This window comes from Chitinophaga pinensis DSM 2588, from assembly GCF_000024005.1.
Taxonomy (GTDB): Bacteria; Bacteroidota; Bacteroidia; order Chitinophagales; family Chitinophagaceae; genus Chitinophaga; species Chitinophaga pinensis.
In genome coordinates, this window is sequence record NC_013132.1 from 7,659,863 (window position 1) to 7,675,675 (window position 15,813).

The 15,813-nt window shown below is 44.3% G+C and carries 15 protein-coding genes; 8 read left to right on the plus strand and 7 right to left on the minus strand.

The window, feature by feature from the left end:
• The first annotated feature begins 4 nt into the window (after nt 1-4).
• Nucleotides 5-877 carry a helix-turn-helix domain-containing protein gene (locus tag CPIN_RS29975; RefSeq protein ID WP_012793638.1) on the plus strand — a complete coding sequence of 291 codons (873 nt, stop codon included), beginning with the start codon at nt 5-7 and terminating at the stop codon, nt 875-877.
• 72 nt (nt 878-949) lie between these two features.
• On the opposite strand, the gene CPIN_RS29980 is transcribed toward CPIN_RS29975, so the two are convergent.
• From CPIN_RS29980 to CPIN_RS30000, 5 genes are all read right to left on the minus strand, one after another.
• Nucleotides 950-1,738 carry an alpha/beta hydrolase gene (locus CPIN_RS29980; protein WP_012793639.1) on the minus strand — a complete coding sequence of 263 codons (789 nt, stop codon included), beginning with the start codon at nt 1,736-1,738 and terminating at the stop codon, nt 950-952.
• 147 nt (nt 1,739-1,885) lie between these two features.
• A complete protein-coding gene (locus tag CPIN_RS29985; RefSeq protein ID WP_012793640.1) occupies nt 1,886-2,197 on the minus strand; it encodes a hypothetical protein in 312 nt (103 codons plus the stop codon).
• A 164-nt stretch (nt 2,198-2,361) separates the two neighbouring features.
• Nucleotides 2,362-3,666 (minus strand): hypothetical protein, encoded by a 1,305-nt coding sequence (locus CPIN_RS29990; protein WP_012793641.1) that lies wholly within the window; start codon nt 3,664-3,666, stop codon nt 2,362-2,364.
• A 5-nt stretch (nt 3,667-3,671) separates the two neighbouring features.
• Nucleotides 3,672-4,349 carry a hypothetical protein gene (locus CPIN_RS29995; RefSeq protein WP_012793642.1) on the minus strand — a complete coding sequence of 226 codons (678 nt, stop codon included), beginning with the start codon at nt 4,347-4,349 and terminating at the stop codon, nt 3,672-3,674.
• The gene (locus tag CPIN_RS30000; RefSeq protein ID WP_012793643.1) at nt 4,346-5,464 is read right to left on the minus strand and encodes a hypothetical protein; all 1,119 of its coding nucleotides are present in this window, start codon (nt 5,462-5,464) and stop codon (nt 4,346-4,348) included. Before CPIN_RS30000 ends, CPIN_RS29995 begins: the two co-directional genes overlap by 4 nt.
• Nucleotides 5,465-5,863: 399 nt before the next feature.
• Between CPIN_RS30000 and CPIN_RS30005 the strand changes: the two genes are divergently transcribed.
• Nucleotides 5,864-6,271 carry a hypothetical protein gene (locus tag CPIN_RS30005; RefSeq protein WP_012793644.1) on the plus strand — a complete coding sequence of 136 codons (408 nt, stop codon included), beginning with the start codon at nt 5,864-5,866 and terminating at the stop codon, nt 6,269-6,271.
• Between the two features lie 51 nt (nt 6,272-6,322).
• On the opposite strand, the gene CPIN_RS30010 is transcribed toward CPIN_RS30005, so the two are convergent.
• Nucleotides 6,323-7,069, minus strand: a complete 747-nt coding sequence (locus CPIN_RS30010) for a response regulator (protein ID WP_012793645.1) — start codon at nt 7,067-7,069, stop codon at nt 6,323-6,325.
• 10 nt (nt 7,070-7,079) lie between these two features.
• The gene (locus CPIN_RS30015) at nt 7,080-9,059 is read right to left on the minus strand and encodes a tetratricopeptide repeat protein (protein WP_012793646.1); all 1,980 of its coding nucleotides are present in this window, start codon (nt 9,057-9,059) and stop codon (nt 7,080-7,082) included.
• Nucleotides 9,060-9,420: 361 nt separating this feature from the next.
• On the opposite strand from CPIN_RS30015, the gene CPIN_RS30020 reads away from it, so the two are divergent.
• Genes CPIN_RS30020 through CPIN_RS30045 form a run of 6 tightly spaced genes read left to right on the plus strand, consistent with a single transcriptional unit; the run spans nt 9,421 to nt 15,786 of the window.
• Complete coding sequence (locus CPIN_RS30020) at nt 9,421-10,281, plus strand: branched-chain amino acid ABC transporter permease (RefSeq protein WP_012793647.1); 861 nt, start codon at nt 9,421-9,423, stop codon at nt 10,279-10,281.
• Between the two features lies 1 nt (nt 10,282).
• On the plus strand, nt 10,283-12,130 hold the full coding sequence (locus CPIN_RS30025; RefSeq protein WP_012793648.1) for a branched-chain amino acid ABC transporter ATP-binding protein/permease: 1,848 nt from the start codon (nt 10,283-10,285) through the stop codon (nt 12,128-12,130).
• Nucleotides 12,120-12,911: an ATP-binding cassette domain-containing protein gene (locus tag CPIN_RS30030; RefSeq protein WP_012793649.1), complete on the plus strand. Its 792-nt coding sequence runs from the start codon at nt 12,120-12,122 to the stop codon at nt 12,909-12,911. Before CPIN_RS30025 ends, CPIN_RS30030 begins: the two co-directional genes overlap by 11 nt.
• The gene (locus tag CPIN_RS30035) at nt 12,908-14,188 is read left to right on the plus strand and encodes an ABC transporter substrate-binding protein (RefSeq protein WP_012793650.1); all 1,281 of its coding nucleotides are present in this window, start codon (nt 12,908-12,910) and stop codon (nt 14,186-14,188) included. The genes CPIN_RS30030 and CPIN_RS30035 overlap by 4 nt, the downstream gene beginning before the upstream one ends.
• Nucleotides 14,189-14,192: 4 nt before the next feature.
• Entirely contained in the window at nt 14,193-15,164 is a 972-nt protein-coding gene (locus CPIN_RS30040) for a hypothetical protein (RefSeq protein WP_012793651.1), read from the plus strand.
• On the plus strand, nt 15,112-15,786 hold the full coding sequence (locus tag CPIN_RS30045) for a cupin domain-containing protein (RefSeq protein WP_012793652.1): 675 nt from the start codon (nt 15,112-15,114) through the stop codon (nt 15,784-15,786). The genes CPIN_RS30040 and CPIN_RS30045 overlap by 53 nt, the downstream gene beginning before the upstream one ends.
• Nucleotides 15,787-15,813: the final 27 nt, after the last annotated feature.

Below are 15,813 nucleotides of genomic sequence, written 5' to 3' on the forward strand. Positions count from 1 at the left end.
AATTATGACAACAACACTTTCTCCCGAAATCACAAACCCGGTTGACGGCAGTTTGGGTTTCCGGATCAAACATTTCACCAGTGACGCCGACTTTAATGAAGTACAGAAAATCGGCCTCTTTTCTATTATATGGATTCTGGAAGGTAACGGCTCCCTGAAGGCCGACTTCACGTCTTATGACCTGAAACCAGGCACAATGCTGTTCTTTATGCCCTTCCAGCCTTTCCAGATCACAGGAACGGACATCAAGGGCGTAATCCTTAATTTCCATCATGACTTCTTCTGCATTATCAAACATCACCGGGAAGTAGCCTGCGACGGTATCCTGTTCAATAACATCGATCAGTCGCCCATCGTGAATATTCCTGTGAATGAAGCGCCTATGCTGGAACAGGTACTGGATCAGATCCAGCAGGAATTGCAGGTAGCCGGACTGGCGCAACATGACCTGATCACCTCCTACCTGAAAATACTGCTGATCAACGTTACGCGCATTAAGATGGCCCAATCCACAGAACAGGCGCCTTTCAGTGAAAAAAGTACCGAATCGGTGCTGCTCCATTCCTTTAAAACTTACATCGAACAGTACTTCAGGGAAAAACACAGTCCCGGCGATTACGCCGAACTGCTGAATACCTCTGTTAAGAACCTGGGAAGAGTGGTGAAGGAATATAATCAGAAAACGCCGACCGATCTGATCGCAACCCGCATCATCGTGGAAGCCAAACGTGAACTGTACCTGACCGATAAAGCCATCAAGGAAATCGCGTATGATCTTGGTTTTAAAGATGAATATCATTTCAGCAGGTACTTTAAGAATATCACGCAAACTTCTCCGCAGACATATAGAAACTCTCTGAAAAAAGCCTGGGGATAAAAATGTGTAAAGGCCGTAATAACGGCCTTTACTTTTTGGCAGATGTCTGTCTTTGATGGTAACCCTCTACACTTATTTTCCCTCAGCCGCCTCAATAATCACTTTCGCCACTTCCGCCGGTTTAGACATAAATATTACATGACTGCCTTTTACTTCTGTTACTTTCGCACCTGAACGTTTGTACATATTACGCTCTACATCAGGTACGATACTTTTATCTTCAGTAGCCACAATCGCATAACTTGGTTTTGTTCTCCACGCAGCGTCAGTTACCGGTGTACCGAAACTGGCAGCAGCGATAGGTTGCTGGGAAGCATACATAAAATCAGTTTCTGCTGTAGGCAGGTCTCCCGCAAAACCATCATGGAATTTAGCCTTGTCATAATATACAAATCCTTTATCGTCCGGAGCCAGGATACCGTTTTCAGGCGCCGCTGGTGCTGATTTTACCCACTGAATCGTATTTTCTCCCTTATCAGGCTGGAATGCAGCCACATATACAAGAGAAGCCACTTTATCGTGTGTACCCGCCTGGGTAATCACAGTACCACCCCAGGAGTGCCCCACCAGTACCACAGGACCATCCTGTTTATCTAACACATTCTTGGTAGCTGTTACGTCATTTTCCAGAGAGGTCAGCGGATTCTGTACAATGGACACATGATACCCCTTCTTCACCAGTATCTCATACACTTTCTTCCATCCTGAACCATCGGCAAACGCGCCATGAACGATTACAATATTTTTAGCTGTTTTTTTCTGGGCAAGTGCAGCAGATGCTGCGAAAAGGTTCATTACTACCATTACTACCGCGAGCAGTGCGCCATTGATATACCATTTTGTTGTTGCAGATGTTGTCATTGTTTTGTGTTTTTGTGTGATACAAAATTGCATCAAAGTGACCTGCGGAAGAATGACGGTATTTCCATACCTGATGGATAATTTTCCCGGACAATAAAAAACCGGCACCTTTTAAAGATGCCGGCTGCTCATTAAATAATGTTGCTGCTATTCGCAGGAAGCCATCCAGTCTACTACGACTGCCCCTCTTACCACATTAGCGCCATACGCAGTACTCAAACAGGTAGTTGTCCTGAATGTACCCGGAGCCAATGTATAAGAGAAAGTCTCACCACCGCAGGCCTGTACCTGTACAACCGCAGTATCCGTACCCGGATTGGCTAAAAATGCCTGTCTGCAGGGAAAAGGATCCGCACTGGTGTTAGTGGAGGCCACAGCTTGTCTGGTAGCTGAAGAAGAAGCAGGGATAAATGTGGCACTTGACACAGCGCCGAAAACAAGCACTAATAATGCTTTCATGGTAAAGGAATTGTGGGTTAAAAAAACTGTTTAAAATATACGGTTAACACGTACCCGAATATACGACCAAGTACTGTTGTTAGGATGTTAAATCTACCAGCAGAACTTATTATTGAGGGTTGCTACCTAATACGAAAATGCCTTGTAAAACACATCTACATGTGTTACAAGGCATTAAATTTTTCAAGGGCCGACCATTTAGCATGGGGAATCGGGGGTGTAGTTGCAGTAGCCACTTTTTCATCAAGTAGCTTTTTCACGCTTTCAATGATAAAGTCCATCTTAGCGCTTTCATTCTCTACACTTTGCAAATAAAGAGGATGCGACTGCCTGATCAGATTTAATAAACTGGCTTTCCGTAAAAACGCGTAAGGATGACTTTCTTTGGCGGCTATCGCCGTAAGGGCTAGTACGCTTCCATCGTAAGTAGCCAGTTTATCCACGAAGTCGGGATCATTCAACAGGAATAGCAGGTGTTGAATCAACTCTGCCATCACAAAAAAGAGAAGCGCCCCTTTTACAGATGCAGTAAATGTTCTTTGCTTCTCACCCATCATCATCACAACCTGAAATGCGGCAAAATCCGCAAGCAGTTCCTCTTGTTGTGCATAGTAAATGCGTTCAAACTGATCATACGTTAATTTGTCATTATCTGGCAGGACACTTGCAAGGTGTCGCTCATAGAACTGCCACATTTGTTCGTAACGTTTGTCAAACGGATGTTTACCATGCACCCCGTTACTATGCCACCAATCGATATGAAAACACTCATGTTCCAGCACAAAAAGTATAAAATCCTGCCTGAGTACATGCCTTATGGAAAAATCTTCTTCGCTGGTTGCACCCACCGGACCAGGCAATGTACTATATCCCTCGATAATATATTGCCAGATAACCTCCGCCAGGTAATCGAGCGTTTCTTTATTAGCTTCAATATGCTGTTTCAATTCATCTCCCTCCAACTCACAGTATCTGCCATCTTCCAGTTTTTCATAGAAAAGAAATGCGAGTTCGTTAGCATAATGACTGGCAACATTCAGTAATCCGTCTTCAAGTATAATACCACTCTCGGTTTCACCTGGTAGCGCAATTGCATTAAATAGTCCCGTAGGAGCCGTTGCCAGGATTATATTAGATAGCCCTTTTTGTGTGCGCCCTGTTTTCTCATTACAGTACCTGACGGTATCCTGTAGCCATGTGTATAGATACGGATGCTGATAAGGCAGTCCAGGAACATCATCCACAAATCTTTTTGAGAGATCCGTTTCGAGATAGTGAAGAGAAGGATCACGTGCAAGTAGTTCTTCTTCGGAACGTAGATAGCCAGGATTATCGACATTAAATTGCCGGATCCTTTCCTGCTCTCTTTTGTAAAATGACTGCACATCATAATACGTCATTCCACTTGCAGCAAATGCCTCCTCCTGTAAAAGCGTAATAGCTTCTCTGGTTGTAATCGTATTGTTCATAAATATTATTCTTCAGGAATAGCGTTCATGTAAGGTGCCAGTACCCAGGCATTTCTATCCGGCACCCCATGTTCCAGGTGTTTAAATGAATCCCCCTGTTCTTTGAGTTGGTGCAGCCTTACGCTAAGTGGTCCATTCCCCCCGACAATTTTCAGATTGATCGCTCCCGTCAATTTCACTGCTGAAGCATTGTCGGATCTACCCTCCAGGAATTCATCCACCGCATTGGCTTCCCCTTCGATAGACATATTAAGATCTTTGGAAATCACCAATACAAATCTTCCCGCTGTCCTGACAGAGGTCACTACAAACCAGGACCTGTCCCATCGCTCTTCAGCAGCAATAAGCCTTGCCGTCTTTTGCAATTCCAGAAAAGTATTTACCTGTACTTCCCTGGCAGACAATAACACACCATTGTTTTTCTTAAACTGATAATTCAGATTGACGATATCCTTTTGGTTACTGCGTTCCACATCGTAGTCCGACCGGACCGAAACCTCCCCCAATTCATTGGCTTTAGCCTTGATCTCCGTATCGGAAATGTAGTCCCTGATATTCCCGATCCGTTCAAAACAATTGTCCCTGATAACGCCGAAATCGCCCAATGCGACGATATCCCCTGGCTGCCAGATGGCGTATTCCCGTAACATTTTCCAGATAGTGTGACCGTAATTCTTTTTCATATATTTTCTGCAATGGAATTATCTGATACCGGTATAATCGTGCGGATGTTGGTTGGTAAAGCTGATCCATATACAGCAGACATCTCATACAGGATCATGCCAATTGTCTTTTTAAATGCTGATAATGTATAGCCCATCTGGCTGTTACTGGTATAGGCAGTCATCCTAATAAATCCATCGCTGACGGCATACAGGGCATCCGTTTGTTGTTGCAGCCTGCTGTATGGGTCTATCTCGATGTCTTTCTCCATAAGAAATGCCACAATATCTGCCACCGTATCTTTTATGTTTTGAGGTGGCTGCGTGCCCCACGGGGCAAATAAGGCGTACTGTGCATCCAAATATCCCAGTATAAGGTTCGCCATCGTCTCCTGACGATGATCGGAAGGACCTGCAGGCACATTCGCCTTGCTTTTCCCTTTGAGCAGGTCCTGCATCAGTTGTTCATGAATACCCTTCCATGATGCCAGTATTTCAGCAGAATATTCCCTCCCTTCATGTTGATTGATCATTGCTGCGTGATGTGCACAAAGCCAGATGCCATTCCCGATTGCATCTTCTCCCGCAATGCCCGCTTTGTCATATCTGATGTCTCCTGCTTTCGTCCCCCTGATCAGACAAGCTTGTCCAGCTGGACGCGTATCTGCATGTCCGGCAAGTGAAGACCCCGATGTAAGCTGATAACATTCGGGGTAGCAGCAAAGATGCGCGGCACGATAACATAATTCATCAATAGTCGCCTGAGAAAAGGGCGACCTTGACGCAACCGGATCGGAAATAACCCCGGCGTCAGTAAGAGGTGCTATAACAATATGTTCAATGCTGTCCTGGTACGTTTCAATATATCTGTCCAGTATTTTCTCCAGATAGGGATGATTAGCCCGGGGTAATTCTCCGTTCTCCTCATACAATAACCGCCTTAATGACGACTCGCCGGGAAAATGCTTCGTTCCGATATTCCTATACAGGTTATTGTCAATGTTGATCAGCACCTCTTTAATAAAATCACGCAGGGATGCCGCAAGTTTATCCCGGGAGTCCCCTTTTTTAAGTACAGAACAGATACGCAATATTTTCTCCTTTCGTACCTCGTCGATAATGATTTTAGCTTTCACGTGGGCGATTTCCAATTATTAATGATAAGCTGACCGGTCAAATCCGGCCAGTGCTGGTCAGAACTGGTCTATTTTTTCTAAACATTCCGGGGTGTCGTTACTTTGAAATCAGAAAGAAGGATGGCACCTGATCATATACTTCGCTTGCTAAGTTAACAATTTATATGTTTTGGTGCGGCGCCCGTTCTTCAACTACAAACAGCGGCTGTGAAAAGTGTGTAGCGTTGCGACTTATCAGGGGATAGACAGTCCGGCAGGCCAACCGGATAGCAACACCTCACACAGCCTCAAATCTCCCCGATTATTTCTTCATCAGCAGCGGCATGAAGCCGTTACATCAAACTGTCCTTGCCGGACAGACCGGGACCGCCATGCCGCTGCTTTCTAAAACGCAAAAAAATGAACTTCAAACTGATATTGGCCTTTGTTGCCATAATGACCACTCTCATGACCTCCTGCCAGAAAGGAGATGTAATGCCTGCTCCTGCCAATCAGGGAACCGAAAGAGCCGAAACATTCGCTAATGCACGGCGTGGGGGTGATGATGATGACGATCCCATCATCATGCACAAAGTAGTAAGAAGCAACGGAACGCCTATTCCGCTGGCTGACGTAAAAATGATCGATGAGAACGAAACAGACAGTATCCAGCTGTCTACCAACCTCGCCGGTGAATGCACATTCACCTTGCCAGGAAATGGAATCTTTCACCTCAAAATAAACAGTTCCGGCTACCAGGAGATCGATACGATGATCAATGTGGTGGACTCCTTCAGCGTAAGAGTGAATGAGCTGATCGAACAATAGTATCTTTTGTTCGCAGCACAACGCCCCGGGACTTGCTTCCGGGGCGTTTGTCTATTCCTGTTTACCTTGCGTAATTTTCTTAAGGCGACTCAACACATTAAACTTGTACTTTTTACCCATCGGCACTTCATTCCTGTTCACAATAAGCGTATCATGTCTTATACTATCAATACGATGAATATTGACATAAAATGACCGGTTGGTTTGTACGATCCACGGACAGGCAAGTTGAGCAACCACCTTATTCGACGGAAGCGAGATAGTATACTCTTTATTCATAGCACAATACATAACCGTAGACATTCCGTCTGCTTTCAGATATAGAATATCGGCAAATAATACCTTCACATACTGATTATGCAGGTAAATAAAAATACCATCCGAAACCCGGTCGTCCATTGGCTTAGGAGTAGCCGGATTACCCGCTGCAACAGGTTGATGAATGGCCATCTCAACAGCCTGTAAGAGCGCTATATCAGTATATGGCTTGCTGAGATAATTCTGTGGGAAAGCGATCATCGCATGTTGAAATACATTGGTATCCTGCTGCTCCGTTACAAAAATAATGGGACTGTCATATTGCTTGCGGATAATACTGGCCGCAGAGATTCCATCAATTTTACCATCAAGTCCGATATCCATTAATATAAGATCCGGCTCATAAGTATCCAGTGCATTAATAGCCTGCTCCCCGGATGTAACGACCATACAATCGTAATTCTTCCTGCTAAGTGTAAGCGTCATACTGGTACTTACAATAATTTCATCTTCAACAATAAGTATCTTTTTCTTTTCCATAACCTGGGGATTAAACATTGCTAAAACGAATGCGATGAATAGTGATCTCATTTTCACGACAAGACAGCCAGGACGCTTTAAGTTGCTTCACCAGCATATCTACTAATAACAAACCAAGTCCGCTGCTTTGCATCCTGGCAGCCTGCACATCCCAGGCCAACCCGTCATCACTGATAAGCAGAAGGTAGCCCTCCCCTTCTTGTCGCATTTGCACACGGATAGATAAATGACCGGCAACAGCAGGTTGACTGTATTTGTAGATATTCGTCAGCAATTCATTCGTAATAAGCCCTAAGGGAATCGCCAGATCTTCATCTAACAGGATGTCATCCACACCTGATATAACAGATGCCTGCCGCCCGTGGCCATGAAACGCCAGCTCCACATTCTTTACTATCTCACTAATAAAAGCTTGCATATTGATATTACCGGTATAAGCCTGCCGGTATAGCAGATTATGAACAATACTGATAGACTGTACACGACTTTTACCCGCTTCAATCAGCGCGCGCTCCTTAGGAGAATCTACTGTAGCAGTCTGCAGATTCATAATATCTGAAATGATCTGTAGATTATTCTTCACACGGTGGTTGAGTTCTTTCATCAGCAACTCTGTGCGTTCACGGGCTTTTTTTCTGAGTTTGCCGGAAAGAAATAAAAGGTATGAGACCACCAGCAGTAATAAGATAATGGTCCCCAGTAATAACAGGAATCTGTGCTGCATACCGATCTGCTGTTGCTGAATAATAGCATTCTTCCCTGCCAGTTCCAATTGCTGCTCTTTTTCTTCTACCCTGAAACGCGCATCCATGGATGCTATGGCCGTAGACATATCAGTATTGAACAGGCTATCTTTTAAACCCAATGCTATCCCTGACTGTATTAAAGCATTAGCATAATCTTTCTCCTGCAAATAGATTTCTTTCAGCAGCAAGGTATTTTTCAGTCGTTGGTTCACATAGATAGATGCATCCGCAATTTTTGCCACATACAACGCCAGTTCCTTTGCTTTGGCGGTTTCCTGACGAGCCACATAAATGCGGATAAGACGGTTCGCAGATGTCATCCAGCCGTCTTTGTCCTTGTTTTCATCCCGCATACCTAATGCTTCCTGCTCATATTGTTCGGCCATGGTGTATTGTTCCATGCCAATATAAGCTTCCACGATATTATCAATAGTAGTGACCACCGATCGCTTCGAACCCGCTTTCCTCTTTATTTCCAAAGCCTGCAGATAATATTGCAATGCACGTGCATATTCTCCTGTCTCCTTATACACGTTCCCTATATTGTTCAATGAACTCCCGATACCCGTACTGTCATTCAGCCCTCGCCGGATCGTCATTGCCCTGTTGTGGTACTGTAATGACTCACCGGGCCGGTGCAGATCCTTCATGGTATTCCCAAGCGTATTATATGCAGTGGCCAGGTCTGCTGAGGTTTTCATCTTCTCCATCATACCGGCTGCATCCATGGAAATACTGAATGCCTTCTCATAAGCGCCAATATTCTTATAAGCGATTCCCGTATTGACATTACCCTGAACGACACGCAAAGTATCGCCGATATGTCTGAATAGTTTACCTGCCTGCTCAAAATAAATAATCGCACTGTCGTACGCCGACCTCTCAATCATAATAGAGCCTATGTTATTAAGCCCCATACCCTGATTCTCCTCATCACCCGCATTTGCCGCCAATGTAACCACCTGCCGATAGGTAGACAACGCTTCATCTGTACTATCCATTTTCAGATATACGACGCCTCTTGTACGCAGACTTTCAAGCTGTCCGGAAACATCCCCTTGTTGTTTCGCAAATGCATATGCCCGCCGGATCGCAGAAAGCCGTACAGCGAACTTTTCCTTTTCGTTGTTTGCTGTTGACATTAACAGTTTAAAAGACTCACAATTGATCGGAACGTCTGTTTTAGTATCACGGCAGGCTAATAATGAAAGTGATAACAAGGCGAGGGTCCGGGGTAAAGACATAAAGGGGTAGTTTACGGCAAGATATGTAAAAAGTTGAAACGGCAGACTCCGCGATTAGCTATTTTTTTAATTCTACACGTAATGTAATACATTGAAAATAAGACAGATATATCCACTTCATATAGAAGCACTTTGCTCCTCACAAGTTAGATCCCCCATCTTCAAAAGGTCAAATAAGCTATTCGGCAGGTGCAGAGAACGATATCAAAGCAATTATTCCATATTGCAGTGAGCAAATTTTTAACTCCAAACACCTGATATTCCCAGGTAGAATAATTGTGATATCGATTTTCAGCAGCAGCGGAGATAAGAGGTTGCACTGTAACTGACATCTGATTTATTACCAAACCGAAATCTTTTTATGCTGATCCAGTTGCTCAACGGTCTTTTCTGGGGTTCGCTGATTGCATTGATAGCCCTTGGTCTTTGCATGATATATGGACAACTGGGAATTATCAACCTCGCCCATGGCGAATGTTATATGCTCGGAGCAGTCATCGCATTTTATGTTATCAGTATCACAGGGTCCTTTTGGTTGTCATTAATTATCGCGCCGGCACTGGTGACGATCCTGGGCTTACTGATAGAGAGATTTGTGCTGCGAAAGATAGAACGGGACATCTCTGCAACCCTCATTGCTACCTACGCGGTTTCTCTTTGTCTGCAATATATCGTATTATATTTCTTTGGAGGAGCCCCACAACGGATCGCAGATCCCATCGGCATTATATTCAATCTGGGCGGTACAGGGTATCCGGCTTACAGGATATTCATTATTATCATGGCTTGTATCCTGTTTGCAGGGTTTACCTACTTTCTTAACTATACCAGGTATGGATTATGGGTGAAAGGCGCAGGACAGGACCCATACCTGGCGAAGGTATCAGGCGTTCCTATAAAAAGTATTTATTTAATCACGTTTGGTTTAAGTAGCGGCTTTGCCGCATTAGCCGGCGTACTGGCTGCTCCGATCACCGCCGTTGAATTCAGAATGGGGACAGATATCATTGTGCTTGCCTTCATGGCAGTCATCATCGGAGGCTTTGGAAGTCTGCAGGGCACATTTATAGCCTCCGTCATCATCGGCATTATTGAATGTGAACTGACCTCCATTATGGAAGCTGCATATGCAAAAGTGCTGCTCCTGCTACTAACCTGCCTGTTTATCTTTTTCAGACCTGAAGGCCTCTTCGTAGTTCCCAAATCAGCAAGACGATTATAAAATGCATACAGTCAGAACCTATATTCCATTTTTTCTGTTGTTCATTCCGTTGACAGCTGGTGCATTTGCCAATGCATATTTCCAGTCATTTATCATGGAAATATTTATCTGGTCACTATTCGCGATGTCATTCAACATCATTTATGGCTATACAGGGCTGTTGAGTTTTGGCGTCTCTCTTTTTTTTGGCGCAGGCTGTTACGGCTTTGCCCTATCGCTGATACACTGGCAACTTTCAATCCCGGGCGCCCTCCTTTTTGCTATTGCACTGACAACCGCTTTGGCCACCCTGACAGGTTTGCTCGTCCTTAAAATCAGAAGTCACTATTTTGTAATCGTATCAGTATTGCTTACATTGATACCGTTCTACCTCGCCAATCATTTCCCACAGATTACAGGAGGAGACGATGGCATTTCAGTTCAGTTATCAGATAAGCTTATTCCTGGTACAGGTCTGTCCCCCTATAACCCCAGGCATATGTATTGGACGGTTTGTTCACTTGCCATCCTCGTCCTTTTCCTTTGTTACAGATTTCTGAAATCTCCGGTCGGCCTTATCTTAAAAGGTCTGCGCGAGAACGAAGTACGTGCACAGTTTTTAGGCTACAATACACATAGGTACCAGTTCCTGGCGTATATCGTCAGTGCTGTTCTTGCCGGCATTGCCGGCAGCTTATATGTGCTCGCATTCAAGTATACCAGCAGCATCTTCTTTCTCTGGAGTTTATCCGGGGAGGCTATCATCTGGACAATATCCGGTGGAAGAGGTACTTTCCTCGGACCTTTTATCGGCACTGCCGGATTCCTTTTATTTAAAGACGAATTGAGCAGCCGGGTTGAATATTATCCGCTGATAGTAGGCATCTGCCTGATCCTCCTGATCAGGTACCGAAAGAATGGTCTCATGGGCATGATCCCCCTACCCCCCGGATGGATAAACAATTACGCCGGAAAAAGACAGCTGACACAGCCAGCCACCACCGCCCCTCCATCACCATCCAATAATACAGGATTGCATTTTATTCTTTCCACAGATGACCTGGGCATTTCCTTCGATGGCATGAAAGCCGTTAAAGGAGTAACACTGGAACTCTCCTGCCGTGAAATAAAAATAAAAACAAATACACCCTCCGGTACGGAATGGTTTCTTAAAGAGAACAATAATGAACATTTCCCCTGCCTGACGATGATAGGATTAAACGGCGCCGGCAAAACAACCTTATTCAATATCCTGAGTGGTGTGTATACCAAGGCGCATGGCCAGATGAAATTGCTGAACGAAGAGCTGTTTGTCAAAGAAAAAGGCTATTCAAAAATCAAATACAGTCAACACGAGATCGTTGAAAAAGGACTGACAAGAACCTTTCAGCAGGTACAACTATTCCCCGAACTGACAGTACTTGAAAATTTTCAGATTGCCGCGCAGGCAAAGATCAATAAATGGGATTATAGCACTGACAGAGAACAGGCAGCACAGCGTCTTACAATCGTCGAAGAAATCATTTCACTGGTCAATCTGACGGAAGAAAAATACACAGCAGCACAACATCTTTCCTACGGCAGACAAAAAATGCTCGACATAGGACTCTCTATTGCATCTGGCGGTCAGATATTATTACTGGACGAACCAACGGCAGGTGTAAGCCCACATGAAATAGTACTCATAACGAATCTCCTGTTAAGATTGTCATCAACACATACGCTCATTTTGATAGAGCACGACCTGGAGGTGGTACGAAAACTGGGCTTCACCACCTGCTTTATGGCAGATGGTGAGATTATAGCAGCTGGTCCCCCTGATCAGATCTTTCAGTTAAACTATGTAAAAGAGAAGTTCTATGCCTCCTGAGAATGTCTTATTACTTGCAGAAAATATCTCCGCAGGATATGAAAAATTAAAGATCCTGGATGATGTCTCTTTTACAGTTGGCAGCGGACAACTGCTGGCATTGATAGGAAGAAACGGAGCAGGTAAATCGACCTTGTTCAATGTCATTGCCGGCATCACCGATAAATGGGAAGGCCGCGTTGTCATAAATCAGCTGGACATCACCAACAGAACTTCTCATTTTATCTACCAGCATGGTATTTCTTATATGCCGCAGGGAGGCAGGATCTTCAACCAGCTGACAGTGCTGGAAAATCTTCTTTTCAATGTAAAAGGAAATACCATCAGGAAGCAAAATATAGTAGCAGTCATAGAAAAGGTGATCGCCCAACATGCACCCGTCTTATGGGAACATTTCAGGAACAGGATATTACCCAGGATGAACAGGAACGCCGGTTGCCTCAGTGGTGGTGAACGCCAGGCAGTATCATTGATCCGGACAATCATCAACGACAGCCCCGTTTATTTCTTTGATGAACCCACCAGCGGACTCTCACTACCTGTAATGACAGAACTGCAAAAACTATTGCATGAAAAATCGAAAGCAGGATGCGCCATCGTGTTTATCGAACAAAAGATTAACTGGTCTCTGAGCATGTGTAATAAGGTAATGGTAATGCAAAGAGGCCGGCTCGTATACACAGGCGAACCTGATTACCTCCTCAACAACGAAACAGTATTATCCGGCCTGCTGGGCGCAGTTCCGGAGAATCAACCTAACAACAAAATCCTCCATATATGAACAAAAACTTAACCCGGAAAGAATTTATTACCCAGTCCTCCACACTGACGGGTGGACTTCTTCTGAGCACCATTTTGGGGACAACGTTCAGAAGCTGTATTGGTGGACAGGAAAATGGTCCCATCATAGTCGGCCACCAGGCAGATCTTACCGGCGGTATTTCTTCCTGGGGCTACTGGATCCATAAGGCTGCGGTTGCAGCAGTTGACGAAATCAATAAGGTAGGAGGCATCAATGACAGACAACTTAAATTAGTGGTAGAAGACACGGAAACCAACCCGACGGTAGGGCAAAGGAAATTCAGAAAATTGGTCAATGACCATCGCGCGGACTTTGTCATAGGATCAGTCCATTCAGGTGTGATGATGGCCACCGTTCCGCTCGCCAAAGAATTGAAGACACTATATATGCCCATTGCCATGGCATGTGAGGCAACATCAGAAAAAGGTAACCGGTACATATACCGGATGGAAAGTGAAGTATGCACCCAGGCGCAGGCCAGCACTGAATGGATGGTGAAACAACTGGCAAAAAAATGGACAATTGTTGTTGCCGACTATTCATGGGGATGGTCACACGAAGAAATGTTCTCCCATGACATTGCCAAAAAGGGTGGAGAGGTACTGGCAAAAATCCGTGTACCTGTAGGCACAAAAGACTTTTCACCACACTTGAGTAAAATACCCAAAGACACAGAAGGCATCTATTTCATTTTCTTCGGAGCAGACAGCACCGGCTTTATTCAGCAACTGTATGAACATGGATACCGCAAACAGAAATTCACAATGATATGTACGCTGGAAGCGATTGATGTAGCCTCTCTCGGTGCAGCAGTAGAAGGAATGTATCTCGTCGAATATTTCCCCAGACAATTACAATACGCAGATAATGCATTTAATAAAAAACTCAGATCCCTGGTGAATGTAGACAACGAAGGATATGAGATCGGCAACCGTCAACGGGTACTGGCTGGCTCCCACTACTGGGCATCTTTCCAGCATATCAACCTGGTGGCAGAAATAATGAAGAAAATTGAATATAAGAACAAAAAAGAGGATACGAACAGACTCATTGAAGCACTGGAAGACACCACTTCCATTAAACAATCTTACGCCTATCCACAAGGCGATATGATATTAAGACCACAGGATCATCAGGGCTTCCATAAACACTGGATGTCAAAAGTGGTGAATGGAAAATTAGAAGTGCAGTTTGCAATTGAGCCATCGCAGGTGCTGTATAATACTACAGTAGATTTTACAAAAGAAACTTTTTAATCTTATGGCAAATAAAATTGACAACAAAGAGTCGTATGTGGAATCCGGGATAGGAACGAAAACTACCTTAATTGCGTTGATTTGTTTGATCATGGGGGTAGTTGCATATTTAATAGGGCATGAGCTTGAGCCAAACCTGATTTACTCCGGAACTATCATTAAAGTACCTGATGCCAATGACACCGTAAGACTGGAACAAGACCCTACAAATGGACACGGTCTATCGATGTTATTTTACCACATTGCCGTCATCCTGGCAACAGCTGCAATAGTGGATCTGATTTATAAAGTCTCCTACAAAAAGGATTTCAATGAAAAAGTAGAGTCCATTTTATCCAGGTATGTACCCTCATTTGATAGTTATTACAGGCATCGTGTCTTAGGCATCTATGACGAACTACCCAGTATACGGGAGCTGATCGCCAATTCAAAAAAGGAAATCGTAATCATCCAGACCTACATTCCCGGACTGGATAATTATTACCAGGATTTCATACGCGCCTTCGCGCATAACTCGAACCTGAAGCTGAAATTATATCTACTAAATCCCGAATCCCCCATCACCGTATTCAGATCAGAAGGAATAACTCCTCTGAACGCCGCTGCCGGGGAAATTGATAAGGATCTTGTAAAAGAAAAGATAAAAACCAATAGAGATACAATAAAAACACTGTTCAATGAGATAAAAACCAGGCATCATTGCAATGCCGATAACCTGATCGCCATGCAATATGACTTAATGCCGCTCTTCTCCATGTATAAATTTGATGACGAAGTATACATTGGCTTTTACAGATATGGATATGAAGCCATTCACAGTACGCAGGTAAAATTGGATTTCACAGCTGGCATCGGATTACAGCAGTTCCAGGAGCACCTTGATTATCTGGACGCCCACCCTTCAACCAAACCTTTCATCACCCATGGAAAACACGTTTCAGAAACTATCAATACAAACGGGAGTATTATACACTAATGCCGATAGAACCCCCAATTATTCCATTATCGGGGTCAGCGGCAATAAAATCTCCTTGCCGCCCGGTGTTGCTTATTTCGGAATCGTTTATCAGGGACATATCACAGTGACTGATAAATTCGGTACCTGTACACTCAGCGCCGGAATGAGCTTTGTCGTATCAGAAGGAGAAGTGGATGCGTCCAGACTACCCGACGGACAAGGCATCATTATCCGGATGGAAAACTACAAAGGACTCAGGCAATTTTGCGGCCCTATCGAAGATGAGGGCCGCTTAAAATATCTCGACAATTGTTATGATACCATCATCGTATCGCCCGCAAAATCAGGCGATCCCTGTCTGAATCACTTACATATTCCCAAACAGGTAAAACAAACACCGCATACACATCCTTCAGACCGTGTCGGCATTGTCATTAAAGGACAAGCCGAATGCATACTGAAGAATGAAACAACAATGTTACAGCCCGGACACCTGTGGGTAATTCCGCCCGATTGCCTGCATTCATTCAATACATACAATGAAGCCATAGACCTTATCACCTGGCATCCGGATAGCGATTTTGGCCCTACAGACGATAATCATCCGATGATTAACCGGACAGTACCTGTTAACAAATAAAACAATCATAGCAAACGATATCCCGTC

Bases quoted from the DNA above. Each gene is read 5' to 3' on its own strand.
- CPIN_RS30030 (WP_012793649.1), top strand. From the start codon at position 12,120: ATGCCTCCTGAGAATGTCTTATTACTTGCAGAAAATATCTCCGCAGGA.
- CPIN_RS29980 (WP_012793639.1), bottom strand. From the start codon at position 1,738: ATGACAACATCTGCAACAACAAAATGGTATATCAATGGCGCACTGCTC.
- CPIN_RS30025 (WP_012793648.1), top strand. From the start codon at position 10,283: ATGCATACAGTCAGAACCTATATTCCATTTTTTCTGTTGTTCATTCCG.
- CPIN_RS30005 (WP_012793644.1), top strand. From the start codon at position 5,864: ATGAACTTCAAACTGATATTGGCCTTTGTTGCCATAATGACCACTCTC.
- CPIN_RS30010 (WP_012793645.1), bottom strand. From the start codon at position 7,069: ATGGAAAAGAAAAAGATACTTATTGTTGAAGATGAAATTATTGTAAGT.
- CPIN_RS30040 (WP_012793651.1), top strand. From the start codon at position 14,193: ATGGCAAATAAAATTGACAACAAAGAGTCGTATGTGGAATCCGGGATA.
- CPIN_RS29990 (WP_012793641.1), bottom strand. From the start codon at position 3,666: ATGAACAATACGATTACAACCAGAGAAGCTATTACGCTTTTACAGGAG.
- CPIN_RS30035 (WP_012793650.1), top strand. From the start codon at position 12,908: ATGAACAAAAACTTAACCCGGAAAGAATTTATTACCCAGTCCTCCACA.
- CPIN_RS29995 (WP_012793642.1), bottom strand. From the start codon at position 4,349: ATGAAAAAGAATTACGGTCACACTATCTGGAAAATGTTACGGGAATAC.
- CPIN_RS30015 (WP_012793646.1), bottom strand. From the start codon at position 9,059: ATGTCTTTACCCCGGACCCTCGCCTTGTTATCACTTTCATTATTAGCC.
- CPIN_RS29975 (WP_012793638.1), top strand. From the start codon at position 5: ATGACAACAACACTTTCTCCCGAAATCACAAACCCGGTTGACGGCAGT.
- CPIN_RS29985 (WP_012793640.1), bottom strand. From the start codon at position 2,197: ATGAAAGCATTATTAGTGCTTGTTTTCGGCGCTGTGTCAAGTGCCACA.
- CPIN_RS30020 (WP_012793647.1), top strand. From the start codon at position 9,421: ATGCTGATCCAGTTGCTCAACGGTCTTTTCTGGGGTTCGCTGATTGCA.
- CPIN_RS30045 (WP_012793652.1), top strand. From the start codon at position 15,112: ATGGAAAACACGTTTCAGAAACTATCAATACAAACGGGAGTATTATAC.